This window comes from Ruegeria sp. C6 (genome assembly GCF_056537625.1).
The window spans coordinates 41,230-65,471 of sequence record NZ_JBQFRW010000006.1; the positions used below are offsets into that span (position 1 = coordinate 41,230).

Annotated in this window: 20 protein-coding genes; 5 read left to right on the forward strand and 15 right to left on the reverse strand. The window is 59.2% G+C overall.

Going from position 1 to position 24,242, the window contains the following annotated elements; genetic code table 11:
- Positions 1-4: 4 nt before the first annotated feature.
- Genes ACR0MJ_RS17200 through ACR0MJ_RS17215 form a run of 4 tightly spaced genes read right to left on the reverse strand, consistent with a single transcriptional unit; the run spans position 5 to position 4,732 of the window.
- Positions 5-634, reverse strand: coding sequence for a DUF3726 domain-containing protein (locus tag ACR0MJ_RS17200; RefSeq protein WP_170514563.1), 630 nt, complete (start codon positions 632-634; stop codon positions 5-7).
- Positions 631-2,313 (reverse strand): hypothetical protein, encoded by a 1,683-nt coding sequence (locus ACR0MJ_RS17205; RefSeq protein WP_480762071.1) that lies wholly within the window; start codon positions 2,311-2,313, stop codon positions 631-633. The genes ACR0MJ_RS17200 and ACR0MJ_RS17205 overlap by 4 nt, the downstream gene beginning before the upstream one ends.
- Positions 2,313-3,290: a membrane dipeptidase gene (locus ACR0MJ_RS17210; protein WP_480761898.1), complete on the reverse strand. Its 978-nt coding sequence runs from the start codon at positions 3,288-3,290 to the stop codon at positions 2,313-2,315. The genes ACR0MJ_RS17205 and ACR0MJ_RS17210 overlap by 1 nt, the downstream gene beginning before the upstream one ends.
- Complete coding sequence (locus ACR0MJ_RS17215) at positions 3,290-4,732, reverse strand: aldehyde dehydrogenase family protein (RefSeq protein ID WP_170398417.1); 1,443 nt, start codon at positions 4,730-4,732, stop codon at positions 3,290-3,292. The genes ACR0MJ_RS17210 and ACR0MJ_RS17215 overlap by 1 nt, the downstream gene beginning before the upstream one ends.
- 99 nt (positions 4,733-4,831) lie before the next feature.
- Here ACR0MJ_RS17215 and ACR0MJ_RS17220 point away from each other — a divergent pair, with 99 nt between their 5' ends.
- Complete coding sequence (locus tag ACR0MJ_RS17220; RefSeq protein WP_480615906.1) at positions 4,832-5,704, forward strand: LysR family transcriptional regulator; 873 nt, start codon at positions 4,832-4,834, stop codon at positions 5,702-5,704.
- Positions 5,705-5,732: 28 nt separating this feature from the next.
- On the opposite strand, the gene ACR0MJ_RS17225 is transcribed toward ACR0MJ_RS17220, so the two are convergent.
- From ACR0MJ_RS17225 to ACR0MJ_RS17245, 5 genes are all read right to left on the reverse strand, one after another.
- A complete protein-coding gene (locus ACR0MJ_RS17225) occupies positions 5,733-5,978 on the reverse strand; it encodes a MoaD/ThiS family protein (RefSeq protein ID WP_170408213.1) in 246 nt (81 codons plus the stop codon).
- On the reverse strand, positions 5,971-8,226 hold the full coding sequence (locus ACR0MJ_RS17230) for a xanthine dehydrogenase family protein molybdopterin-binding subunit (protein WP_480761900.1): 2,256 nt from the start codon (positions 8,224-8,226) through the stop codon (positions 5,971-5,973). Before ACR0MJ_RS17230 ends, ACR0MJ_RS17225 begins: the two co-directional genes overlap by 8 nt.
- Positions 8,226-8,705, reverse strand: a complete 480-nt coding sequence (locus ACR0MJ_RS17235) for a (2Fe-2S)-binding protein (protein WP_170408211.1) — start codon at positions 8,703-8,705, stop codon at positions 8,226-8,228. Before ACR0MJ_RS17235 ends, ACR0MJ_RS17230 begins: the two co-directional genes overlap by 1 nt.
- Positions 8,702-9,568, reverse strand: coding sequence for an FAD binding domain-containing protein (locus ACR0MJ_RS17240; protein WP_170398402.1), 867 nt, complete (start codon positions 9,566-9,568; stop codon positions 8,702-8,704). The genes ACR0MJ_RS17235 and ACR0MJ_RS17240 overlap by 4 nt, the downstream gene beginning before the upstream one ends.
- Before the next feature lie 129 nt (positions 9,569-9,697).
- Positions 9,698-12,910, reverse strand: coding sequence for a reductive dehalogenase (locus ACR0MJ_RS17245; protein WP_480761901.1), 3,213 nt, complete (start codon positions 12,908-12,910; stop codon positions 9,698-9,700).
- A 77-nt stretch (positions 12,911-12,987) separates the two neighbouring features.
- On the opposite strand from ACR0MJ_RS17245, the gene ACR0MJ_RS17250 reads away from it, so the two are divergent.
- Positions 12,988-13,890, forward strand: coding sequence for a LysR family transcriptional regulator (locus ACR0MJ_RS17250; protein ID WP_480761902.1), 903 nt, complete (start codon positions 12,988-12,990; stop codon positions 13,888-13,890).
- Here ACR0MJ_RS17250 and ACR0MJ_RS17255 read toward each other — a convergent pair.
- Complete coding sequence (locus tag ACR0MJ_RS17255) at positions 13,881-14,732, reverse strand: LysR substrate-binding domain-containing protein (RefSeq protein WP_480761904.1); 852 nt, start codon at positions 14,730-14,732, stop codon at positions 13,881-13,883. The genes ACR0MJ_RS17250 and ACR0MJ_RS17255 overlap by 10 nt on opposite strands.
- A 103-nt stretch (positions 14,733-14,835) precedes the next feature.
- Here ACR0MJ_RS17255 and ACR0MJ_RS17260 point away from each other — a divergent pair, with 103 nt between their 5' ends.
- Positions 14,836-15,537, forward strand: coding sequence for an SDR family oxidoreductase (locus ACR0MJ_RS17260; RefSeq protein ID WP_480459942.1), 702 nt, complete (start codon positions 14,836-14,838; stop codon positions 15,535-15,537).
- 2 nt (positions 15,538-15,539) lie between these two features.
- On the opposite strand, the gene ACR0MJ_RS17265 is transcribed toward ACR0MJ_RS17260, so the two are convergent.
- Genes ACR0MJ_RS17265 through ACR0MJ_RS17275 form a run of 3 tightly spaced genes read right to left on the reverse strand, consistent with a single transcriptional unit; the run spans position 15,540 to position 20,076 of the window.
- Positions 15,540-16,811 carry an NAD(P)/FAD-dependent oxidoreductase gene (locus ACR0MJ_RS17265; protein WP_480761906.1) on the reverse strand — a complete coding sequence of 424 codons (1,272 nt, stop codon included), beginning with the start codon at positions 16,809-16,811 and terminating at the stop codon, positions 15,540-15,542.
- Between the two features lie 41 nt (positions 16,812-16,852).
- Entirely contained in the window at positions 16,853-17,887 is a 1,035-nt protein-coding gene (locus ACR0MJ_RS17270; protein ID WP_480761907.1) for an ACP S-malonyltransferase, read from the reverse strand.
- Positions 17,884-20,076 carry a dehydrogenase E1 component subunit alpha/beta gene (locus ACR0MJ_RS17275; protein WP_480761908.1) on the reverse strand — a complete coding sequence of 731 codons (2,193 nt, stop codon included), beginning with the start codon at positions 20,074-20,076 and terminating at the stop codon, positions 17,884-17,886. The genes ACR0MJ_RS17270 and ACR0MJ_RS17275 overlap by 4 nt, the downstream gene beginning before the upstream one ends.
- 217 nt (positions 20,077-20,293) lie before the next feature.
- On the opposite strand from ACR0MJ_RS17275, the gene ACR0MJ_RS17280 reads away from it, so the two are divergent.
- A complete protein-coding gene (locus tag ACR0MJ_RS17280; RefSeq protein WP_480761910.1) occupies positions 20,294-21,193 on the forward strand; it encodes a LysR substrate-binding domain-containing protein in 900 nt (299 codons plus the stop codon).
- Positions 21,194-21,200: 7 nt separating this feature from the next.
- Here the strand turns inward: ACR0MJ_RS17280 and ACR0MJ_RS17285 are convergent, their stop codons facing one another.
- Complete coding sequence (locus ACR0MJ_RS17285; protein ID WP_480761912.1) at positions 21,201-21,953, reverse strand: nuclear transport factor 2 family protein; 753 nt, start codon at positions 21,951-21,953, stop codon at positions 21,201-21,203.
- 216 nt (positions 21,954-22,169) lie between these two features.
- Entirely contained in the window at positions 22,170-23,327 is a 1,158-nt protein-coding gene (locus ACR0MJ_RS17290) for an acyl-CoA dehydrogenase family protein (protein WP_170398374.1), read from the reverse strand.
- A 219-nt stretch (positions 23,328-23,546) separates the two neighbouring features.
- On the opposite strand from ACR0MJ_RS17290, the gene ACR0MJ_RS17295 reads away from it, so the two are divergent.
- Complete coding sequence (locus ACR0MJ_RS17295; RefSeq protein WP_480761914.1) at positions 23,547-24,188, forward strand: pyridoxamine 5'-phosphate oxidase family protein; 642 nt, start codon at positions 23,547-23,549, stop codon at positions 24,186-24,188.
- Positions 24,189-24,242: the final 54 nt, after the last annotated feature.

The window sequence follows — 24,242 nt, forward strand, 5'->3', positions numbered from 1 at the left end:
TCATTCAGTCATTGTCGGACAGGCCAGCGCCGGCACCCAACAGTCGGGATTCTTCGGTAGCAGGCGCGTAGGTGCGATGGGCAAATCGGTTGAGGGTGTCCCAGCAAACCGGGTCCGGGGATGCGCGGGTCACGTGCGGTCGAGGGGTGGTAAGTTGGCCGCCCAGCGTGATCTGGGTGTGATCAGAAAACGATGGCCAATCCTGCCCCGCCTCCAGACGATCGCCATCCGTTGCGGCCCTGAACAGATCGCACGTATGCGTGATCACGTTATTCTGGGCGCGTGCCGCCGAGGCTACGAAGGGCAGCAGAAAAACAGGTACTGCGAGCTTCTGAATACGTATGGGACCTGCGTGCAGCAGGTCAGACCGATCAGACAGCAAAGCGCCCGTGATGATCGGGCAAAGCACGCCTTGCCCCGCCCAAGCCGACTGCATCTCAACCGGGCGGTGATTCTTGAGCGAGGCCGCCAGACCTTGCTCCAACAATTGCGCAAGGGAATTCGTGCCATCAATCCCGTGCGCGCATAGCCAACGTGTGGCTTTGCCGACCTCTTCCGCCAGTCCCCAGGGGTATCCGGCTCCGCGCGCGGCGCGTTTGGCCGTGGCTTCGACCTCATTCAGCGATACGTTCACGGTCCAAGCTCCGGATAGACCCACAGATCGGCAGTCTTGCTGCTTAACTCTTCGGGATAAGGCGCGCCAGCATACATACAGATACGTACCCAGCGGTCTGAACGAGGATCGAAATGCGTGGCACCAAAGAACGAGAGTTTGGCACGCAGCATGTCGATCGGCAGAACATCCGCGCTGATCGTGTTGTCGCGAATTTCGCCGTAAGGCGCGACGCGGCTCATTTGCGCGCGACGGATCGTGTGGCGGTGTTCAGGGTGTTCAAGTAGGAACTCGGCGATGGGTGCACCATCCGCCCATTCCGAAAGCGCGCTTTCGGCCAGAGCCGCGTCGCGCGCCGGGGCAAGCGGCTGTTCGTAGTCTGCAATCGGTTCGTCAAACCGCTCACCCAGCCGGGGCTCGTGCTTTTCCTCGGACACATACCAAGCGCGCGCGCAGTGTTCGGGCGCGTTCCAGTCCAGACCCATTGCCCAGCCAAAGCTGGCGCGGATCAGGTCGCGCACCGCGCCAACGGTCATCGTGCCATCAATCACATGCGCCGCACTGTTGCTGTCTGCCATACAGCTGGTCAGCCCATCGACCAGTTCTCCGTAGGGTTCAAGGATCAGCGAGGCCAGCAACTCCTGCCCTTCTTCGCTGAGCGCAGCCTGAGACCACAATATCAAGCGGTCCCACGGCTGATTGCCCGTCAGATCGGTCTTGTCGAGATAGTCCGATATTGCGCACAAGTCAGCATTCAGCGCCGCAAGCTTTTCGATCTGGATTGGATGTTCGGACTTCCACCACGAGATCGACAATTTGCTACTGGCGAAGATGTTGCGAAAATTGGCCGCTTCTGCCTCTGTTGCGGTCTCAATGGACCGAACCCGCGAGATCGCCTCTTCCCGGACCATGATCCAGTTGTTGAACAGGATCGGGTGATTGACGATGAAAGGTGCCATACCTAGCCCGGTCGAATTGCCTATACCCAGCCAACGCGCGATTTCCGGGTTCAACTCTGCGGTCTGGTCGCCACCCTTGGCGCGGGCCATATGTTGCACCAGATCGCGCACGAAGGTCCGCGTCAGGTAGACCGAAAGCATCTCGGCCTGAAATGGCGCGCTGACTTCGTCTCGGTCTGCAATCCTCTCACGATCTGCCGCGCCGAACTTGCCCGAGCCATACACGGCGGTTGTCCGCATCAGGTAACCGACCTTGTAAATCTGTTCGAGGTCGGGCTGCTGACCGGTGGCAAGACGATCCACGACATGTGCCCACAGACGCACCGAGCGGTTGGCCCGTGACAAGGACAGCTCGCTTTCGCTTACACGCCCGGCCTCTTGCAGAGGTACGTTTTGCGAAAGCCGCTCAATGTCTTCCGGGTCAGGAATTCCGTCAAACAACGCAAAGGTCGCGTCCCATGCCTCGGCGATCACACGATCCGAGCGTTGCTCGGGTGGCAGATCATGGGCAAACGCCACTAACGAATATGCGCGTTCCGGACCTTGTGCAGTGTAGACCGCGTGACCGACGCCCTTTTCATCAATCTGGAAGACTGGGCGGGTGAACGTCCAGTTTTCGGCAGCCATCCGACGGGTCAATTGCCGCATGAAACTTAGACGGCATTGATGCAACGATCCTAGACGGGACAGGCGCATCACAGTGGCCGGGTCGCGGCGTGCGATATGCGGGTTTTGGTCCATCATGTGCCTTGTGGCCCAAAATTATCGGCAAAGAAGCGGTACCAGTTGCCGCCCATGATCCCCGCGACCTCGTCGGAGTTCATGCCAGTGGCGCGCAAGCCGGACTCGATGTTGCCGAAGTCGCGATTGTCCCGAAACCAGCCCGGCATTGGCGGGAAACCGGGGGCCGAGGCCGAACCCTCGCCATAGTCGATCTGTTTTGTCCAGCGCCCCACGCGCATCCATTCAACCACACTGTCGGGCTGATCTTGACACAGGTCGGTGCCAATCCCCAGATGCTGGGCACCGTATTTCTCAGCCGTTCGGGCGATCATCTCACAGAAACTCTCCAACGTGCAGTCGGACTTGTCCTTGAGGTGATGAGGATAGACCGAAAAGCCCAGCATCCCACCATTTTCCGTCACCGCCCGGATCACCGCATCGCGCTTGTTGCGTAAAGCGGGTGACCATTCGTGCGGATTGGCATGGGTGATGGCGATGGGGCGCTCGGACAATTCCGCCGCTTCGATGGTCGACCGATCCGCCGAATGGCTCATATCGACAACAAGGCCCACGCGGTTCATCTCTTTGATCACCTGCTTGCCCATGCGGGTGATGCCGGTGTCTTCGGCCTCGTAACAGCCGGTCGCCAGCAGCGACTGGTTGTTATAGGTCAGCTGCATGAAGCGAGCGCCCAGATCATGCAGAACCTCAACCAGACCGATATCGTCTTCGATCGGGGATGGGTTCTGAAACCCGAAGAACACAGCCGTCCGCCCCGTTTCGCGCGCGATGTCGATGTCGCTGGCCCAACGGCCTTTCATGATCAGGTCCGGGTATTGCTCGAACCAGCGATTCCACTTTTCAAAGTTCAGAACGGTTTCGCGGAAATTCTCATGATAAGCGATGGTGACGTGGATCGCATCCACGCCGCCTTCGCGCAGTTGGCGGAAAATCTTCTCCGACCAGTTGGCATATTGCAGCGCGTCGATACGCATCAGACGGGGCCTGCGCTGATATAGGCGGTCTTGACGGTGGTATAGAACTCTGCCGCTGCTTTGCCTTGTTCGCGCGGCCCGTACGAGCTGTCGCCGCGACCGCCAAAGGGTACGTGATAATCGGTGCCTGCCGTAGGCAGATTCACAGTCACCACACCAGTTCGCGCATTGCGTCGGAAATGGGTGGCACGGGCCAGCGATTTAGTCACGATGCCCGAGGTCAGGCCGAAATTGGTGTCGTTCACCACACTCAGCGCCTCGTCATAGCTGCCAACCTTGATGACGCTGGTCAGCGGCGCGAACATTTCCTCGCGGTTTATGCGCATGTCGTTGGTGGTGTTCAGGAACACGCCCGGCGACATGTAGAAGCCCTCATGCGGCATCTCTAGGCGCTGTCCACCGCAGGCCAGTTCGGCCCCTTCAGATTTACCCAGATCGACATAGGCGAGGTTCTCGCCTAGTTGCTGCTGGCTTACGACGGGGCCCATCTGAACACCTTCTTCCAGCGCGTGGCCAACTTTCATCGCCTGCGCGCCTGCGACGAGTTTCTCGACAAAAGCATCATGGATGCCTGCATGCACCACCAGCCGCGACGAGGCGGTGCATTTCTGACCGGTGCCGCCAAACGCGCCGCCCAATGCCAGCGAAACCGCCAGATCCAAATCCGCGTCGTCCATCACGGCCAGCGCGTTCTTGGACCCCATCTCCATCTGAACTTTGGTCAGGTTCTGGATCGCCGCCGCCGCGATGCCCTTGCCAACTGGAACCGAGCCGGTGAAAGAAATCGCGTTGACTTTAGGACTTTCGACCAAACGCTGCCCGATACTGCGGCCTGAGCCCATAACGAGGCTGAACAGACCTTTGGGAATGTCCTGCCGTTCGATGATTTCGGTCAGTGCCACGGCCGAGGCCGGGGTGATGTTCGCCGGTTTCCACACCACAGCGTTGCCATAGCACAGCGCGGGCGCAATCTTCCACGAAGCGGTCGCGGTGGGAAAGTTCCACGGGCTGATAATGGCGACAACACCCACCGCTTCGCGGCGCACGTCAATCTCGATGTCGGGGCGAACGGAGTCGGCGTTTTCCCCAATCTGACGAAGACATTCAGCGGCGTAGTAGGTAAAGAACTGACCCGCTCGATAGACCTCGCCCTTACCTTCGGCCAGCGGTTTGCCCTCTTCCCGGCTGAGCAACGTGCCCAGTTCCTCGGCGCGGGTCATCAGCTCGTTACCGATGGCGTTCAGAACTGCCTGCTTACGTTCCAGCCCATAGGCAGCCCATTCAGCTTGCGCGACACGTGCCTGATCCAGCGTCGCTTCAAGTTGGTCGCTGCTGGCTTGCGCGAACATACCAACCAGGTCAGTCAGATCAGAAGGGTTGCGGTTTTCGATTTCGCTTTCGCCTGCCAGCCATTCGCCAGCGATCAGGTTCAGTTTGGTCACAATGCGCCCCAGAGTCAGAATTCGTTTGTCACAGGATGGATTTTCCGATGCACATCAGTCAAACTCAAATAACTTAAACAAACTTCAAGGAAACTGAAGTTGGCAATCAAGATTGAGATGCTGCGTTGCTTTTGCACGGTGGCCCAGACCGGGAACCTGTCCGAGGCCGCCGACCGCCTTGGTCGAACGCAATCAGCCGTCTCGATGACATTGAAGCAGCTCGAAGACCATCTGGGCAAAAAGCTGTTCGAAGGCGAGCGCAAGAACCAGCTTTCCCCGCTGGGTGAGCAGGTACTCGATCTGGGCTTGCGGCAAGTGCGCCAATTCGATCAGACCGTCCAGAATATCGAAGCCGCCGCGCTGGCTGAACAGGGATTGATCCGGATCGTATCCGTCCCGTCGGTTGGCGCGTTGATCTTTCCACCACTATTGCACCACATGAGCAGCGAATCCCCCGGGGTGAAGATCGAGCTGCGCGACACCGACACGCAGCAGGTGTTGGATGCTATCGCTCAGGATCAGGCAGATATCGGAATCGCATCCGGGTATCACGCCCTGAACGGCATCCGAACCATTCCGCTTTTTCAGGACTCCTTTGGATTGGTCGCGGCCTCGGATCATCCTCTGATCACACGCGCAGAACCGCTGAATATCCCCGACATCGCCACCGCGCCCTTTGTCCGAAACACGTTGTGCGATCTGATTCAAACGCCGGCTTTCCATACGGCAATCAAAAACGCCGAGATCACAATTCACAACACGCATTCATTGATCACGCTGGTGCGATCGGGCGAGTGGATCACGGTGCTTCCTCAAACCGTTGCCGAATTCTTGCCGGAGGCGGTGTCTTACCGCCCGATCACGGACCTTCACGACAAAAGGCAAGTGTATCTCTATGTCCGCGAGCGTTCGCGCTTCCAAGATCTGACCGAGCAGTGTTGCGCGTTCATCCTGTCCCGTGATTTCGCGTGACGGCGGGGCCCAACTAGACCTTTCGCCTTCAACCGCCCCTGAGACGCTGCATTAAATAAACTTCGGCACCTTCCGGAATCGGCTCGGACAGTCCGGTCGCGATGATGCGCCCGTCCAACGCCACCGAGACCCCCGCATCGATCGGTGCCTGCAGCCGGGGATGTATACGCACCAGTTCCTGCAGCAATTCGCCCGTGGTAGCGGCCTCAACCTCGACCACCTCGCGACCCCCGGTCAAAGACCGGAGGCTGGACCAGAGGTGGACCTCAACCATTGTCCTTGAGCGCGGCAAGAATGCGCGGCGGGGACATTGGCAGTTGCTTCAGGCGTACACCGGCCGCGTTGGAGACCGCGTTGGCGATGGCGGCCAAGGGCGGCACGATGCCGGTCTCTCCCACACCACGCACACCGAACGGGTGGCCGGGGTTGGGCACTTCGACAATCACCGTGTCGATCATCGGCAGATCGCTGGCGACCGGGATGCGGTAATCGAGGAAGATCGAGTTCTGCAAGCGGCCATCCTCACCATAGATATATTCCTCGTTCAGCGCCCAGCCGATGCCCTGCGCAGCTCCGCCCTGATACTGGCCTTCGACATAGGTCGGGTGGATCGCCTTGCCCGCGTCCTGAATGACCGTGTAGCGGGTGATGCTGGTCTTGCCGGTTTCCGGGTCGACCTCGGCATCCACGATATGGGTGCCAAAGGATACACCAGCGCCTTCCGGCGTGGCCTCGAAATGGCCCGAGATCGGGCCGCCGGTCGCGCCCATATGGGCGGTGATATCGGCCAGCGGGCGCGGATCGAAGTCACCGGCATTGGGGCCTGAGGGCACGGCACAACCGTTCTCCCATTTCACCGCATCAACCGGGATTCCCCAACTGGACGCTGCGCGGGCGCATAGCTGCTCGACCGCGTGGCGCGCCGCCTTGATTGTCGCCAGACCCGAGGCATAGGTCACGCGGCTGCCGTGGCTCACATCATTGTAACCCAGCGTTGCCGTATCGGCGACGGTGACGCGAATGTTCTCGTAGGGAATGCCCAGAACCTCGGCCGCCATCAGCGCCATTGACGCGCGTGATCCGCCGATATCCGGCGTACCGACCATGACTTGGGCCGAGCCGTCCTCGGACAGCGCTAGAGATACCGAGGTCTCACCACCATGGTTGAACCAGAACCCACAGGAAATCCCGCGCCCCTGCCCCGGCTTCAACGGGGCCGAGTAATGCGGATGCGCCTTGGCGGCCTCAAGCGTTTCGACAAGACCTATACGCTCATAGGTCGGGCCATAGCTGGCTTTGGTGCCTTCATGCGCGGCGTTTTTTAGGCGCACATCCACCGGGTCGAGGCCGAGATGATTGCACAGCTCATCCAGAACGGATTCGACCGCAAACGCACCCATCGGAGCGCCCGGCGCGCGATAGGCGGCCTGTTTCGGGCGGTTGGCCATCACGTCATAGCCGACCTGACGTACATTGGTCAGGTTGTAGGGCGCAAAGGCACACATGGCAGTCATGTCGCCCGGCGCACCCGGGAAGGCACCGCCCTGCAGGCGGAAGATGCCCTGGGCTGCTGTGATGGTGCCGTCCTTCTTCATACCGATCTTGATATCCATCGACGCCGATGAGGTCGGGCCGGTCGCACGGAACACCTCGGACCGGGTCATCACGATCTTTACGGGGCGGTTGGCCTTGCGGCTGAGCGCCAACGCAACCGGTTCGATGAACACAGTGGTCTTACCACCAAAGCCGCCGCCGATCTCAGACGCGGTCACACGCAGTTGTGAGGTTTCGATGCCCAGCAACGCCGCGCAGGTTTTCTGTGCGATCCAATGGCCCTGGGTGGTGCACCAAAGCTCACCTTTGCCGTCAGTACCCAGAGACCCCATGCAGGCATGAGGTTCAATGTAACCCTGATGGGTTGCCTCGGTAACGAAGCTGTCCTCAATTACCAGATCCGCCTCGGCAAATCCGGCTTCGACATCTCCGTGGCCGCTTTCGTGATAGCGCACCACGTTGGGGTGCATCCCCTCAGGCACCGAATAATCTGCCGCACCTTCGCGGATGACAGGCGCGTCCGGTGCCATCGCCTTGTCCACATCTGTGACGTGGGGCAAAACTTCATATTCAACCTCGATCAGCTTCAGCGCATCGCGCGCCGCCAAGGCTGATGTCGCTGCAACTGCTGCAATCGCGTGGCCGTCATACAGAGCCTTTTCGCCCGCCATGACATTTTCCAGCACGTTCCAGAATTCGCCTTCCAGCCCCGGCTTGAAGGGGACATCGGCGAAATCGGCGCGGGTAACAACGGCTTTGACGTCTTTGTGGGCCTCGGCCTTTGAAGCATCAATCTTGACGATCCGCGCATGGGCATGGGGTGAACGCAGGATAGCGCCATGCAACATGCCGGGGGCTGAGATATCCGCACCGAACTTGGCGCGGCCCGTCACCTTGTCCAGACCGTCAGGGCGGTCAGGGCGGGTGCCGACAAACGTGAAGTCAGATTTGCGATCGTCCAGTGCCATTACGAAGCCTCCCGCATCTCAGCCGCCGTATCCATCACGGCGCGAATGATTTTGTCATAGCCGGTGCAGCGGCAGAGATTGCCTGCCAGCCAGTACCGGGTTTCCTCTTCGGTGGGATTGGGGTTCTTTTCCAGCAGCGACTTGGCCGCCACCAGAATGCCCGGGGTACAGATGCCGCATTGCAGGGCGGCATATTCGATCATCTTCTTTTGCAGCGGATGCAGGACGTCGCCGTCCGCGATCCCTTCAACTGTTTCGATCTGCTTGCCCTCAGCCTCGACGCCCAGCATCAGGCACGAACACACCAAACGGCCATCGACGCTGACCGAACAAGCACCGCAATCGCCGGTGCCGCAGCCCTCTTTCGCGCCGGTCAGGTTCAGCTTGTCGCGCAGACAGTCCAGCAGGGTTTCGCGCGGGTCGCAGAGGTATTCGACCGCGTCCCCATTCACGGTGGTGGATACGTGGAACTTACTCATACGTCTTCTCCCTTTGCGCGGGCATAGGCGATTTTTGCGGCGCGCTTGGCCAGAACGCCAGCAACTTCGGTGCGGAATGCAATAGTGCCGCGTTTGTCATCGATGGGATTGCAGGCAGCCGAGGCCGCTGCAGCCAGCGCGTCCAGCGCCGCGTCATCCAACGCGCTGCCAATCAGCGCTTTGGCGCAGTCTTCAACCAGCAAGACGGTTGGTGCGACAGCCCCCAGTGAGACGCGCGCCTCGGTGATGGTATCGCCATCCAGTCGTAAGTTTACGCCCACACCAACCACCGCGATATCCATCTCGGTGCGCGGGATAAAGCGCAGATAGGCGTCACCGGCGTTGTCGCCACGCGCTGGAATGTTGACCGCCGAGATCAGTTCGCCTTTGGCCAGTGAGGTCTTGCCGGGTCCCGTCGGGATGTCTTCGACCGCCACCTCTCGTGTGCCGTCCGGGCCCGTCACGGTGACTGTAACGCCTGCCGCAACCATCGCTGGCACCGAGTCCGCCGCCGGAGAGCCATTGCACAGATTCCCGGTCAGCGTCGCACGCCCCTGTACCTGAGTCGATCCAATCAGGTCCATCGCCTCGACCACACCCGGCCAATCGCGGCCCAACGCGGCGTGCTCGCTCATCTCGGCGCCGGTCGCGGCGACGCCCAGCGTCCAGCTGCCATCGGCATTGCGGGTAATTTCGCTAACGCCGTCGATCTTCTTGATGTCGATCAGCGTATCGGGCGTCACCAATTCCGAGCGCAACTGCACCAGCACATCGGTGCCGCCTGCCAGAAACCGAGTGATGCCCGTTGCATTTGCGGCCAGAGCCGACGCCTCGGCAAAGCTGGCGGGGCTGTGATAATCCATGAAAGTACCTCGCACCTGTTGATCAGGATAGACTGGGGTTCGCCGGGGACGTTAGTGCAGCAAGTCGGCGGCGTCCATGGCTGGAACGACCAATTTTTGGGATTCAAAATGTCGTTTTATCGAGAGCAATCACAGATCGATCTCGATCACCCCGTCTGCCCGGGCCGCCCGGCTTTGGCACAGTATGATCGCACCTTCGCGTTGTTTGTTGGACAAAACGAAATCGCGGTGTTCGATCTCACCTGAAATCACGTCACATTTGCAGACCCCGCAGATCCCATCAGCGCATTTCACATCCACGTGAAAGCCCGCCTCATTAAGTACCTGCGCCGCATCTTTGTCAGCGGGAACAGTCAACTCCCGACCCGATTTCGCCAATTTCAGAGTGAACGGATGGTTCTCATATTCGGGCTGTTCCGGGACCGAAAAATACTCCAGATGCCGTGCTTCTTCGGGGAAACCCTGCCGTTCGGCGGCCTGTATGACGCCATCCATATAGCGGTCGGGGCCGCAGGTATAAACGTGCCATCCGTCTTGATATCCTTCCAGAACAGCCTCCAGATCGGCCCGCGTGCCCTCGTCCGAGAAATGATAGTGCACGTGATCGGCCCATGGCATAGCCACCAGATCGTCCAGATATCCGGCACCTGCTCGTGTGCTGGCGGAATAGTGTAACTCGAACGGTTTGCCCATCGCATGTAGTCGGTGGGCAAAAGCAATCATCGGCGTGATGCCAATACCACCGCCCATCAGGAAGGTTTTGGTTGCAGTCTCGTCCAGCTCAAAATGGTTTATCGGCTTTGAGATGAAGACCTTGCGCCCTTCGTTGAAGATGCGATGCAGCAAAGCCGAGCCGCCGCGCCCCTCATCCTCGCGCAGCACGCCGATCTGATAAGTGTTGCGGTCGGAGGGATCGCCCGACATCGAGTACTGCCGCAGGAATTCGGGCGAAACCAGCACGTCCAGATGCGCGCCCGCAGTCCATTTCGGCAAGGGCGCACCGTCGAGGGTTGAGAACTCGTACTTGGTGACATCCGAGGTCATCTTGTCGACCTTGGTTAGTTCCACCCGCATCACCGGGGCGTCCCCTGCGACCTGATAACGGTGGATCACAGACATATCGCCTGCCGTTTTGCGCGCTTTGTAGTCTTCAGCTGTGACCATCGCCTCATAGGCGGCAATCCCGGCTTCCCGGTCCATGTTGAAGGGATAGGGCCATGGGTGCGGAGCGAGAGGAGCGGGGTAGACAGCAAGCGTCTGATCCTCGTACTTCAAATCGAGGTCTTTTTGTAGGTCCCGCCGGTTCAATGGGTGCTGCGACGGGCGATAGGCCCCGTCAGGTTCCAGCTCGATATCCCACCACCATTTCTTGATGTTATTTAGACCACCATTGCCGACCGCATCATCCAGTTTGGCCAATGCAGGCGCGGCCTGCGGAATATTCATCGCGGCCCATCGGAACGGGCGTTCCTTGAATATACCTTCGAGATTCCACGGGCAGGTCTTCATGCATCGTCCGCACATCGCCCCCCCGGGCGTGGTGATACGGTAAGTGGCGCATTTCTGGCTGTCGGATTTCCAGATTTCATAGCCGTTGAACATCAGCTTTGGCCCGGCAGTGATCGCGCCCGAAGGGCATTCCCGAGCGCATTTGTTGCAGCTTTCGCAAAACGTCTGAAGGCCGAAATCGATGGGCTTGTCATGCGTCATCGGCATGTCGGTTGTCACGACACCGGATTTCAGGCGCGGGCCAAGATAGGGGTTCAGGATCACCTCACCGATCCGACTGACCTCGCCCAACCCCGACAACAGCAGCAGCGGCGGTTGCAGCACCTCGCCATCCATCACCGTATGCGCCTTGGCCTTGTAGCCGAGATTTCGGATTTGCTGCGCGATCACGCCCCCCAGCAGTGAAAACCGCAGATAGGCGCGCATGGATTGGGCCACGCTGATCCAGTCATCCCCGCTGGCGCCTTCCATCGTCTCATAGCCCTGGTCGATGATCATGCTGATCGCCTGATCATGGGGCGGAACGATTTCTTCTCCGGTGGCGTCATGGGAATACCAGCTCCACTCGGGGCACCGGCTGAGCCCGACCGCATCGACCCCAAGGAAATAGGTTGCAGCCTTGATATTCGCGGCATTTCTTTCGGTATCTGTGGGTTGTACAGCCTCGGCGCTGTCACCGTCCTGCAGCAAAACAAACGCGCCCAGCGCGCGGCGTTGGGCAAAGCTGGGGGCGGATTTGCGCACGTAATGCCCGCCCTTTGTCGCATCCTGCAGCGATCTTCCCATGTCGCCGAACTGAGCCCGCGCAAACATGTCTGCGCGTTTGGGCACCCGGGCTACGTTTTGCTCGTCGATATAGGTGGTCGGTGTTTCGACTCGTTTGAGGTTTTCAAAAGGATGTGCCCCGTCCACATAGCGCCGCTTGGCATAGGCATCCCGGTTCAGAGCGTTCTTGGCGAAGCCTGCACCCAGCCACCATGCAGGTCCTTGCGTGCGGAACCACGGTTGTTCGGCCAGCGGTTGCAAGGGTCGGTCATGCGCGATCTCCATTTCGGTGGTCACAGCGGCCAATCCGAACCGCTTGCCCAACCAGGGCACCACAACCGCACCATCCTCAACCGAGGCCAGACCCGCAGCAACTGCCAGCTTGCCCAGATCAACCTCAGAGGACATCGCCGTATGCGCCCGCGCATCGAAACCCAGGAGGCGGATGTAGTTGGCAATGACCACTGCATTCTCGGTGGCAAGCAAACAGGCGCGGTGATCCTGCGCATCCATGATCCAATCGGACCCGGGCTCCGAGGGGTCCGGATCGCGGTTGAACTCATAGAGAAACACGAGCGTATGGCGATGACAGTCCATCGGGCGTGGCGCGGCCTCCATGCTTTCTTTTAGATCCGCCATGATCAGATCGATGCCCGAGGCCAGCGTTTTGGTTTGCCGCGTCCTCAGCGCATGAGCCAGCCGGTCGATATCCGGGTTGCGCCGAGGCTCAGCCAGCATCGCCTCCGCGGGTAGCGGCCCGCAGCCCATCATCGACGCATCGTTGAAATAGCCAAACGCTTTCAGATGGTTGGCACGATCTGCTGGGTTGGCAGGAATTTCCGATGCGACGGGGTTCACAAATCCATCCCGGATTGCGTCCATCATCGCCTGAAACTCTCCCATCGCATTCACGATGCTTTCGGGCTGCTCGGGCCTGCGAAAGCTAAGCGCACACATCGGTTCGACCTGCGCCAGATCAGGCATCCGATCCTGCCGCGCCAGCCGTTCCAGCGGGAACGGACCCATGTGAACAGGTCTGTTCTTGTCCGAGAAAAAGCGGATCCCCATCGCGCGCCTCCAGTTAGCTGCCCTTTCCCCTACCCCGGCATGGACACCAAATCCATTCATGAATAATCATAAATGGTATGAGCAGAATTGATTTCACAGATCTGGACGGCAAGGTCCTACGGGTGTTCCTGACGATACTCGAAGAAAGCTCGGTCTCGAAAGCTGCCGACCGGTTAGGGGTGACGCAATCGGCCATCAGCCATACGCTGGGCAAGTTGCGGCAAGTGCTGGGCGATCCACTATTTGTCCGATCCGGACAGGGGCTGACCCCGACCGAACGCGCTTTGTCGTTGAAAGAGCCGGTGCAACAGGTGCTGGATAACATGCGCGCCCTGACCGAAGGTCGCCCGTTTGATCCGCTGTCCGAACAGATGGACATTCAGATCGCCACCAACGACATGCCGCGTGAGTTGATCTTTCCCGAACTTCTGCGGGCGACACGCGCCGAAGGCGTCAGGTTGCGGCTGGAGTTCATCCCGTCGGGTGTTCCCGACCCGGACTTGCTGCGCAGCGACCGGTGTCAATTGATGCTCACCCCGCTGCCACCGGACGGGCCGGATATCTTTCAGAAGCGGCTGATCACCAGCCCGTTGTTGGTATTCTATGATGCCGCTCACCGTGATCCGCCTGAGGATTGGCAATCCTATTGCAATAGCGATCATGTTGAAGTGCGATTTGCCGACGGGCGCAACGCCCGTGCCGTGATGCGTGGCGTGGATCAAAGCCAGATCAGACCGCCCGTCGTAACCCTGCCGCATTTCAACGCGATCCCGCCATTCGTGAAAGGCAGCGACCTGATCTCGACCGATACGGAGTTGATGAAATGCGGGCCGCTTGCCACGCTGGACAGTGCGCCACTGCCGTTCAAATGCGAAGCAGTGTCAATCTATATGGTCTGGCACCAACGCTCGGCCAACGACCCGGCACATCGCTGGTTACGGGAACGGATCGACGCGATTGCGGCCTCGCTTCAGACCTGAGAAAGCAACCAGTCGCGCATCTGTTTCACCAACTCCCGCTGACGCGGTTTCTGCGGGGTGACAATGAAAAAGCTCAGATCGTCAACCAGCACCTCAGAGAGTGGCTGCACCAACCGACCCGAAGTCAGTTCCGCAGACACAAGTGGCGCATTGGCCAGCGCAAATCCTTGCCCCGAGACAGCGGCGTCTATCGCCAGGCTTGTCTGGCTGAAACTCATCATCCGTGGCTTCCCTTCGACCCCGGCGCGTTCAAGAAACAAAGGCCACAGACCATGGGAATCGCTGAGCAGAACGTGTTGCATCAGGTCGTCTGGACCAGAAATTTGTGATGCGAGGTCCGGACTGCCCACAACAACGAATTCGGTCGAGAACAAAGGTGTCGCTTGCAGACCGCGCGCAACCGGTGAACGGCTTTGGCGTACCGCGATATCAATTCCATCAGACTGGAAATCCGCCAACCGCTCGCGCGCGTCAACCTGCACCGAGATATCGGGATGGCGGGTCACAAAATCATTCAGACGCGGCACCAGCCATTTTGAGGCAAAGCTGGGCGTGACCGAGATCGTGATCTGCCGCTGATCAGCCAGCTCATCGACAGCCTCTTCAATCAGCCGAAACGCCCGACGCAGCGGCGCGTGGAACCGACGCCCCGCTTCGGTCAGGCGCAACCCACGCGGAAGGCGTTCGAACAGCGCCGTCCCTAGCCGCGCTTCCAAGCCCCGCACCTGTTGCGCAATGGCCCCTTGGGTTACGCCCATTTCTTCCGCAGCAAGACGAAAATTCAGGTGGCGTGCCGAGGCCTCGAAGGCGCGCATCGCGTTGAGAGGTGGAAGAGCGGGCATAGCTAAACTGTAGATTTTCTACAGCCTATGCGCAATAGAACTGATTGGTCAAAGTGAACGCTGCCAGCCATCTTTATACCAAACATCGCAAAGGAGCGTGAAGATGGAAAAAGTAGCTTTGATCACGGCAGGCGGCAGCGGTATGGGCGCGGATTCCGCGCGCAGATTGGCGGCGGATGGTTTCAAAGTCGGCATCCTGTCCTCGTCAGGCAAGGGTGAGGCGCTGGCGCATGAGTTGGGTGGCGTGGGCATCACGGGCTCGAACCAGTCGAATGATGACCTGCAGAAACTGGTCGATGCAGCAATGTCCCATTGGGGGCGGATCGATGTGCTGGTGAACTCAGCCGGGCACGGGCCCCGCGCTGCGGTGCTTGAGCTGACCGATGAGGACTGGCACACCGGCATGGATGTCTATTTCATGAATGCCGTAAGACCTACGCGGTTGGTGACCCCTATCATGCAAGCGCAGGGCGGTGGATCGATCATCAACATCTCAACCTTTGCTGCGTTTGAACCGGACCCGGTTTTTCCTACCTCGGGCGTATTCCGCGCCGGGCTGGCGGCGTTTACAAAGCTGTTCTCGGACAAATACGCCGCCGACAACATCCGCATGAACAACGTCTTGCCCGGGTTCATCGACAGCCTTCCGGAAAAAGAAGAGTTCCGCACACGCATCCCGATGGGCCGCTACGGGCGCAGCTATGATGAGATCGCCTCGGTCGTGGCTATGCTCGCCTCCGAAGGCGGAGGCTACATAACCGGGCAGAACATCCGCGTCGATGGCGGCATCACCCGGTCTGTCTGAACTCAGAACCGCGCCTTAACAAGATGTGTCAGCGCCGCGCCGGTTTCGAAGAAAGCGCGGCGCAGACCAGTCCAGTTTTCGCTATACTCAGCCACTGACGGAACCGGCAGCAAGGACGGATCGTCCTTGAGCAGGCTTTTGGCCATCAAACGCCCGAACACGGTGCCCGGCCCGATCCCACGCCCCGAAAACCCATGCGCTGCTAACGCATTTGGACCGATCAGAGTGATTTTGGGAATATGATCCGAAGTCATGGCAATCCGCCCATGCCAGCCCTCAATCAACGGCTGATCCGCCAATTGCGGATAAAGTGCAGTCAGTTTGCGCTTGATCCAGGATTTGTGTGCAAATCCTCCGGCGCTGCTTAGATCGCCCATACCGCCAATGATAAACCGTCCTGCCTGGTCCAAACGGAAGGATGTCATGATCAGGCCGGTATCCCAGCATCCCTCTGCTTTGGTCAATATGCTGGCCCGCAGGTTATGGGACAGCGGCGCGGTGGCGTATTGGAAGTAGTAGACCGGCACATAGTTTGGTGCCGTATCGGCGATGCCCAGATGATAAGCGTTGGTCGCCTGAATAACCGATCTTGCGCGTACGGTTCCACCATCCCCCTGCAGCACCCAAACCCCGCCTTCCTGCCGCAAAGATCGAATCGGGCTTTGCGTATATATCTGCGCCCCCGCATTCTGTGCGGCGCGGGCCAGTCCCACCGCATAGCCCAGCGGCTGAATTGTACCCGCGCGGGGGTCAAACAATGCGCCGTGGACAGCCGGACTGCCCGTCCGCTGGCGCGACGCGTCAGGATCGAGCAATTCGACCGGCGCACCAGAAGCGCTCAGCTGTGCGTGGCGTGTACGTAGATCACCAAAGCCCGAGGCCGAATGAGCACAGTGCAACGTGCCTTGCCGCTCAGGCTCGCAGTCAATCCCGTGCGCTTCAATCAACTCGAACACGTCTGACGGCGCGTTAGCCAGCAGATCGATCAACCGATCCCCCGCCATTTGCCCCAGATGCGACCGAATTTGATCGGGTGGCAGCCAAAGCCCTGCGTTGACGAGACCGACATTCCGCCCCGATCCACCATGGCCGATCTGATGCGCTTCGAGCAGGCACACCGAAGCCCCCGCTTTTGCTGCGGTCAAGGCCGCAGAACACCCGGTGTAACCACCGCCGATCACGGCAAGATCAACGCTTACGTCATCAGACAGCTTTTGCGTGTCGATACGCTCACGACAGGTCTGCCGCCATAACGATTGATCATAGTCGCGCATGCCCGGGCCTCGCCAAAGTTTCGCCGATCATCAGGCTGGTCTCAGTTGGTTGCAAGGGCGCGCTGGTCAGCCCGCCCCATGGCGATGAGGAATGGATCCGCCTCCTGATGCGACTGGAATGACGCCTTATCTGTCATGCCCCGCCAGCGCCCCAGTGTCAGTGACTGCGCCACCGCGCCGCTCAGCGTTGCACCGGGGCCGGTGACGATGAACAGATCGGGCGCGAACTCGCGTGCGGCCGTCTGGATCGCATGTGTGAAGTCATAGGTCTCGGTCACCTGATGGCCCAGCGTGTAGTCCCACAACTCACTCGTGTCAGTTGCGCCGGGCCACCAGATTTTGCCACGCCCGTCAATCATCGGGAACTTGGGCTGAGCAAAAAGATCAGAACTCAATTGCGCCCGACCTTCCGCCGCCACCGGGGCCTGCAGCGCCGTATGAAAGGCGGCGTGATTGGCCAGCCGCAATGGGAACCGATCCTGCACGGTGGGGTGTGCCGCCTCAAACGCCGTCAGACCCGCTTCATTGCCTGCCAATATCAGCATCCCGCCCAGATCGATAGAAAGCGCCAGAGAATGATCGCGCAACGCATCTATCCTCGCCACCTCCTCCAGCAATGCGGCTTTGCGGGCAGGATCATTCGCCCATGTCTCATCGACGAATGGGTAAACCAGTTGACCGCCGATTAGGTGCTTCTGCATCAGCGTGCCCATCGTATTGACCACGCGAAACCCGTTCCCAGGGGTCAATGCCCCTGCGGTGGCTTGCGCAATATACCAGCCCATCGAGTTACCAGTGACGGCGACGACTTCAATATCGTTGGCCAATGCCTGCGCATCGGCCAACGCGGCAGCATAGATCAGGGGTGAGGCCACATCGCCGCGCGAGTACTTCCCGACGCTAAAGCGATCAGCCCCATCCAAGGCAGTAATCGCATCCTGTCCGGTTCCGGCGCGAATGGCGTCGAAGCTGCGGAACAAGTCCATACGATCCGAATGATGTTGGTGCAGATAGCCCAGCTCAGGCTTGTTATAAGTGCCCCGGCCCGGGCAGATCACAACGGCGGTGCGGGTCATGAGGCTGCTCCTGTCAAAGCCAGCGCTGCGGCAACGATACCGTCTTTCGAAGGAAGAGGTGCGGCATAGGCGGGTCCAGTTGCAATAAAGCAATCCTCGGCCACAACGCGGGCAGTTCGAGTAGAAGAACTTTGTTCGGCGAAGAAAGTCATCAGCGCCTCGGACTGGCTGCCGGTCTTGCGGCATTCGTCGACGATCAAAACATGCGCGCATGTTTTGGTGGCTTCGCGCAAAGCCTCTTCTGGCAGAGGAGCTAGCCAACGCATATCGATAATCCGGGTTTTCAGACCTGCCGCCTCAATTTCTGGCAGGGCCTGTTGCGACAGGTAATGCCCGTTGCCATAGGTCACGATGGCGAGATCGGTACCGTTCCCGTGTACTCCCACCTCGCCCAGAGCAATTTTCTGATCTCGCGCAGGATAGATGGTCATCCACCCGCCATCCTGCGCCGCATGCAGATCGCGCATCGGGTAGAGTGCGATCGGTTCAAGAAACACCACGACCCGCTGCTCTTCGCGCGCCAACCGCACGCATTCGCGCAGCATTTGCACCGCATCCGCCCCGGTCGACGGGCAGGCGATGATGACACCAGGGATATCCCGCAAGACGGCCAGAGAGTTGTCGTTATGGAAATGTCCGCCAAAGCCCTTCTGATACCCGAGCCCCGCAATCCTCAGCACCATCGGGTTGGTGAACTGCCCGTTCGAGAAGAACGGCAGGGTTGCCGCCTCCCCCCTGATCTGATCCTCGGCATTGTGCAGATAGGCCAGAAACTGGATCTCGGGGATCGGGATGAAACCATTATGGCCCATACCGATCGCGAGACCCAGAATGGACTGTTCATCCAGCAGCGTATCAATCACGCGGTCCGGACCAAAGCGTTGCTGCAGTTTCTGCGTCACACCATAGACGCCGCCCTTGCGGCCCACGTCTTCGCCCATACAGACAATCTCACCATGGTCGAGCATCAGATCGGTCAGCGCCCAGTTGATCAGGCGGCTGAGTGGCTGCGGATCAGCCATCGCGCGCAAGTCACCACCAAAGGCTTTAGCCCGCGCCTCAGCGCTCGGGCCGTTGGTCGGTATGCAAGAGCGCTTAGGCGGGATCAGGCTTGCCATCACCTCGGTCGCATTGGCAAGATGGGGACGGCTGGCAGCCTCTGTAGCCACACGATCCGTTCGGGTGCAGGTATCGCTGTAGATTTTTAACGCCTGATCCGGCGACAATGCACCCGCCTGATCCAGCAGTCGTACGGTGTGCAAAAGCGGATCATTGGCCTCATCCGCCTCAACCTCAGTTTTCGGCAGATAGGTCGTGGGCACATCCGCCCCGGCATGGCCATAAAGCCGCACGGTTCTGAGATGCAGGAAGGCCGGTTTCCTGCGCTTGCGGACATAATTTGCAGCCTCTTTCGCGACCGCATGGGTTTCATAAATGTCCAACCCATTGGCCTGAAAATACTTGATCCCCGGACGATGCTCCATCGACGCCTGAATCCAGCCCTTGGGCGTTTTGACCGAAATCCCGATCCCGTTGTCTTCACACACGAACAGCAGCGGCAGCGGTGTCGATTGCACACTGGTCCAGCCTGACGTGTTGATCGCCCCCTGCGCGGTGGAGTGATTGGCCGAGGCATCCCCAAATGAACACATCGCAATCCCGTCTTCCGGCAACACGCGATGTTCGGGCGCATGTCGCCGGGCTGCCCCCAGCGCATAAGCCGCACCAACGGCTTTGGGCAAATGGCTGGCGATGGTCGAGGTCTGCGGCGGGATCATCAGCGCCCTTGATCCCAACACCTTGTGCCGCCCGCCCGAGGTCGGGTCCTCTTTCGAGCACGCAAAGCTGAGCAGCATATCCCACGCGATCTGCTGGCCCGGCACCTGTTCGGCGCGCGCGATCTGAAACGCAGCATCCCGGTAATGCAGAAAGGCAATATCGCTTGGGCGCAATGCGTGCGCGACGGCGGCCATCCCTTCGTGGCCAGATGAGCCAATGGTGTAGAACCCCTGCCCTGCCTTCTGCATCGCCCGGCTGGTCCGATCCAACGCGCGGCTGAGAACTTGCGACCGGAATAGCGAAACGGCTTCAGAATCGCCCAGACCGACGCGCGGCGGGGCTCCGTCGGGAAAATCACGATTTGCGACACGGGTCAGGAAATTCTCATGTACGATCTGGGCGCGGTCCATGTCTCTCGCTTTTGTCTTGTTGGTGTCATCGGCCTTGGGGAACCTCTGCGCGGGCGCGACCCGCTTGCTGATTTGTCCCGCGCTCCGACGTGAATTTCAAGATCGCGGATGGTACGGCACCCGCTCGACCACAAAAGTGATATGGCGCACCACTCATCGCTCTGGCGGTAGGAAAAAACCAGTGCTATTGCGTTCAATAGGTATGAGGAATTGTCATATGATTGCACCCCGCCGTTTCTTGCCTTCAATCTCGTCCTTGCTTGCGCTTGAAGCCGTAGATCGGCTGGGCAGCGCATCTGCTGCTGCGGCTGAGCTGTCCTTGACACAAAGCGCGATCAGCCGGCAATTGAAGACGATGGAGGATCAGCTGGGCGTGCAATTGATTGAGCGCAGCCAGATGCGATTGCACTTGACGCCAGCAGCCAAAGACTATGTGCAAACCGCAAGGTCTGCTGTTCAGGATCTGGCGCAGGCCGCACTGAAACTCAAAGCCAACCCGGCGGGTGGGTCACTTGATCTATCGATCCTTCCCGCGTTCGGCATGCATTGGCTGGCACCCCGCCTTCAGGATTTTGCGCGACGGCACCCTGAGGTCACCGTCAATCTGGGTACCCGCCTCAAACCGTTTGATTTCATGTCTGAACCATTTGATGCCGCGATCCATTTCGGTCAGCAAGACTGGGCGGGCGTTCAGTATTTACCGATCATGCGGGAAGAAGTCCTGCCCGTCTGCGCCCCTGCCCTTACCGCCGTTAATTTCAATAGCTTGGATGCTCTCCGCGCCGCGCCACTGCTGCATCTGGAGTCGCGTCCGGATGCCTGGGAGCGCTGGTTTGAGATACAGGGCCAGCCCGTCACCGGCCTACGGGGAATGCTGTTCGATCAGTTTTCGACCATGATTCAGGCCACGATTCATGGGTTGGGCGTGGCTCTGTTACCGTCATATCTGGTGCAGGATGATTTGCGCACCGGGCGGCTTGTCCAGGCATGGGACGGGCCGCGCGTGAGCCTTGGCAGCTATTATCTGGTCTGGCCGCATGACCGCTCGATGCCCGAGCCGTTACGGTCTTTCCAAGCCTGGATCAGTGAACAGATTGGGGCAGACGCCCACGCCTAACGCAACCTCAGAACTTACCGTTATCATTCTTCCATTCGCTGCGTGGTGCGATGGCCTCAACCGTGTCCCAGTGTTCGACGATCTTGTCATCCGCAACGCGGTACAGATCATAAAATGCGCTGTGAGTGCCCTGATATTCACCTTCGCACACGGTCAGTACAAAATCCCCTTCCGCCAATACCCGATGCAGATGCTGATAGTTTAGGGCGTTCCTATCGGCCAATGCGGTCCTCAAGGCAGTCAAGTCATCCGAGAGCTGCGGGCTGTGTTCTACGTAAGCGGAAGTATTGATACAGGCCTCTATCTGGTCGAGATCCCCGGCAATCAACGCGGTTTCGACGAAGGCGCGAACAAAGGCCCGGTTTTCCTCGGTTTGCTCGACATCCCGAACTTCGGTCGGACCATCCACCATACTGTGATCCGAGCCGTTTGGCCCCATCCGTTTCTGGATATTGTCCCAGTGCTCTACCGCTTGCCCGTCTTCGAACCGGAACACCTCGAAGCCGATATTCCGCCGTGAGAAATCATATTCGGTATGCGCGAAGACAAAATCGCCGTCTTCAAAGGCGCGTACGATATTCACGCGCGGTGAGGTCTGGGACAGCCGTTTGAATAGGGATGCAAGCCCTTCGCTGCCTTCATGGGTTTGCGGATTGTGCTGGATATATCGTGCTTCATTTACCACCGAAACCGGACCCGGATCGCCCGTTTCGATGCTTTTGAGCAGGGCAGATATGCGATCTTTGTTGGACTTCTCCATACCGGGTTCCCTTCAGGTCTGACTACTCCGTGATCACAATGGCAGGCGACGTGTCAGGCATCAACGCCAGCAACAGCCAAACCCTGCGCGGCCTTCGGCCTTGCGTCTTGCGGACGGCAGGGGGCCAGGCAGGCGCGGGCTGCGTCCGCGCCTGCCTGGCCCAACGGGAGGAGACGTTCCGTAAGGAATGTGGACGACGGGCGGGAGTGTTTTGGTTCAGACGTCCAGCGAACGGGCGATGAGTTCTTTCATGACTTCATTCGTCCCTCCATAGATCATTTGGACCCGCGCATCCGCATAGAGCCGCGCGATTGGGTATTCCATCATGAACCCATAGCCGCCGAACAGTTGCAGGCATTCGTGCATGACTTCGTTCTGCACCTCAGAGCCCCAGTATTTCACCATCGAGGCCGTCGCGGCATCCAATTCACCGGCCTCCAGTTTTCCAATGCAGTCATTGACGAAACTGCGCAGCACCTCGGCCTTGGTTTTACACTCGGCCAACTTGAAACGTGTGTTCTGGAAGTCCATCACCCGTTGTCCGAACGCCTTGCGCTCCTGCACGTAGTCCACCGTCTGCGATATGGCGAAATCGATCGCGCCCAGCGCCATGATCCCGATGGTCAGCCGCTCCCACGGCAACTGCTTCATCAGTTGATAGAACCCCTGCCCCTCTTCCGGGCCCAGCAGGTTGGTCATTGGCACCTTAACGTCTTCAAAGAACAGCTCAGCCGTATCGTTGCCCTTCATTCCCAGTTTCTTGAGGTTCCGCCCCCTCCGGAATCCGTCAGCCCCGTCGGTTTCGACCACAATCAGAGAGACACCCTTCGCCCCTAACGACTTGTCAGTTTTGGCAGCCACGATAACCAGATCAGCCGATTGCCCGTTGGTGATAAATATCTTGGACCCGTTGAGCCGATAAGAATTGCCATCCTTCTCAGCGGTCGTCTTCACCGCTTGCACATCCGATCCCGTGCCCGGCTCGGTCATGGCCAGCGCGCCGATCATCTCACCCGAGGCCAGTTTCGGCAGCCACTTCTGTTTCTGATCCTCACTGCCATAAGCGGTGATGTAGTGGGTCACGATAGACTGGATGCCATATCCCCATCCTGCGTCCCCGCGCGCAGTCTGCTCATACAAAGTAACGGAATCGAAACCCATCCCGCCGCCGACGCCACCATATTCCTCAGCAATCGAACCGGCCATCAGACCCGTCTCTCCCGCCTGCAACCAAAAGGTACGATCAACCGCCCCGTTCTCGGCCCATTTCTCGGTATTGGGTACCAAGGCATCATCCATGAACCGGCCCGCCATTTCAGCAAACATTCGGTGTTCGTCGGTAACCCAGGCGGCGGTGCTGGTAAAAAGCGACATCAAATAGCTCTCCAGATCAGGTGTTTGCCCAAAACTAGCCGGGTGTGTGATTCCTTCCAATCCATGTGACGTGGCGTCCAGGACAGATACTACGCAACGTCCTTGGCACCGTTGCCGAATTTGGGGCCAAACGTTCACATCTGTGTTCCCACGCCTGACAGAGCAGGCCATCATCGACCATATTGCGCATACGCCCCGGACGACCCAGGAGACAGCATAATGCCCCGCGCCTTTTCTGAACTGACCTTCACACCTGCCGTTCGCGCCCATCAAGAGCGGATGGGATCCGCAGCGACCTACGCGAAATTCCTGAGCCTAGGACCAAAACAGGGCCACCAAATCGGACCGACCGAAGAGGCGTTCATTCGCGCCCGCGACGGGTTCTATCAGGCCACCGTCTCAGAAACCGGCTGGCCTTATGTGCAGTTTCGCGGTGGGCCGATAGGGTTTCTGAAAGTGCTGGACCCGCACACCATCGGCTATGCGGACCTGTCTGGTAACAAACAATATATCTCGCGCGGCAACCTGGATGGGAATGACCGCGTGGCACTGATATTAATGGACTACGCGAGCCAGCGCCGCCTCAAGATACTTGGCCGGATGACATTCAAGGAAGGTGCCGCGGCAGCAACTGATCTTTACACCAAAGGCTCCGAGACCGAGGCAGAACGGGCCGCGATCATCAAAGTTGAAGCGCTTGACTGGAATTGCCCCCGCCACATCACGCCGCGCTTTACCGAGGCCGAGCTTCGGCCACATCTGAATGATCTGGGTCAGCAACTGGCTGTTCTGCAATCAGAAAACCAGCGTTTACAGAGGGAATTGGCTGAGCTCAAAGCTGCGGCCGTTTTTCGAAGATGAAATCCGCGCCGGTTCAGATGTGAAACGAATGGCGCGCGATCGCTATGGATCTGA

Excerpts from the sequence above, each read along its gene's own strand:
- ACR0MJ_RS17205 (WP_480762071.1), bottom strand. The coding sequence starts at position 2,313 with ATGGACCAAAACCCGCATATCGCACGCCGCGACCCGGCCACTGTGATG.
- ACR0MJ_RS17210 (WP_480761898.1), bottom strand. The coding sequence starts at position 3,290 with ATGCGTATCGACGCGCTGCAATATGCCAACTGGTCGGAGAAGATTTTC.
- ACR0MJ_RS17225 (WP_170408213.1), bottom strand. The coding sequence starts at position 5,978 with ATGGTTGAGGTCCACCTCTGGTCCAGCCTCCGGTCTTTGACCGGGGGT.
- ACR0MJ_RS17230 (WP_480761900.1), bottom strand. The coding sequence starts at position 8,226 with ATGGCACTGGACGATCGCAAATCTGACTTCACGTTTGTCGGCACCCGC.
- ACR0MJ_RS17235 (WP_170408211.1), bottom strand. The coding sequence starts at position 8,705 with ATGAGTAAGTTCCACGTATCCACCACCGTGAATGGGGACGCGGTCGAA.
- ACR0MJ_RS17240 (WP_170398402.1), bottom strand. The coding sequence starts at position 9,568 with ATGGATTATCACAGCCCCGCCAGCTTTGCCGAGGCGTCGGCTCTGGCC.
- ACR0MJ_RS17245 (WP_480761901.1), bottom strand. The coding sequence starts at position 12,910 with ATGGGGATCCGCTTTTTCTCGGACAAGAACAGACCTGTTCACATGGGT.
- ACR0MJ_RS17250 (WP_480761902.1), top strand. The coding sequence starts at position 12,988 with ATGAGCAGAATTGATTTCACAGATCTGGACGGCAAGGTCCTACGGGTG.
- ACR0MJ_RS17255 (WP_480761904.1), bottom strand. The coding sequence starts at position 14,732 with ATGCCCGCTCTTCCACCTCTCAACGCGATGCGCGCCTTCGAGGCCTCG.
- ACR0MJ_RS17260 (WP_480459942.1), top strand. The coding sequence starts at position 14,836 with ATGGAAAAAGTAGCTTTGATCACGGCAGGCGGCAGCGGTATGGGCGCG.
- ACR0MJ_RS17265 (WP_480761906.1), bottom strand. The coding sequence starts at position 16,811 with ATGCGCGACTATGATCAATCGTTATGGCGGCAGACCTGTCGTGAGCGT.
- ACR0MJ_RS17270 (WP_480761907.1), bottom strand. The coding sequence starts at position 17,887 with ATGACCCGCACCGCCGTTGTGATCTGCCCGGGCCGGGGCACTTATAAC.
- ACR0MJ_RS17275 (WP_480761908.1), bottom strand. The coding sequence starts at position 20,076 with ATGGACCGCGCCCAGATCGTACATGAGAATTTCCTGACCCGTGTCGCA.
- ACR0MJ_RS17280 (WP_480761910.1), top strand. The coding sequence starts at position 20,294 with ATGATTGCACCCCGCCGTTTCTTGCCTTCAATCTCGTCCTTGCTTGCG.
- ACR0MJ_RS17285 (WP_480761912.1), bottom strand. The coding sequence starts at position 21,953 with ATGGAGAAGTCCAACAAAGATCGCATATCTGCCCTGCTCAAAAGCATC.
- ACR0MJ_RS17290 (WP_170398374.1), bottom strand. The coding sequence starts at position 23,327 with ATGTCGCTTTTTACCAGCACCGCCGCCTGGGTTACCGACGAACACCGA.
- ACR0MJ_RS17295 (WP_480761914.1), top strand. The coding sequence starts at position 23,547 with ATGCCCCGCGCCTTTTCTGAACTGACCTTCACACCTGCCGTTCGCGCC.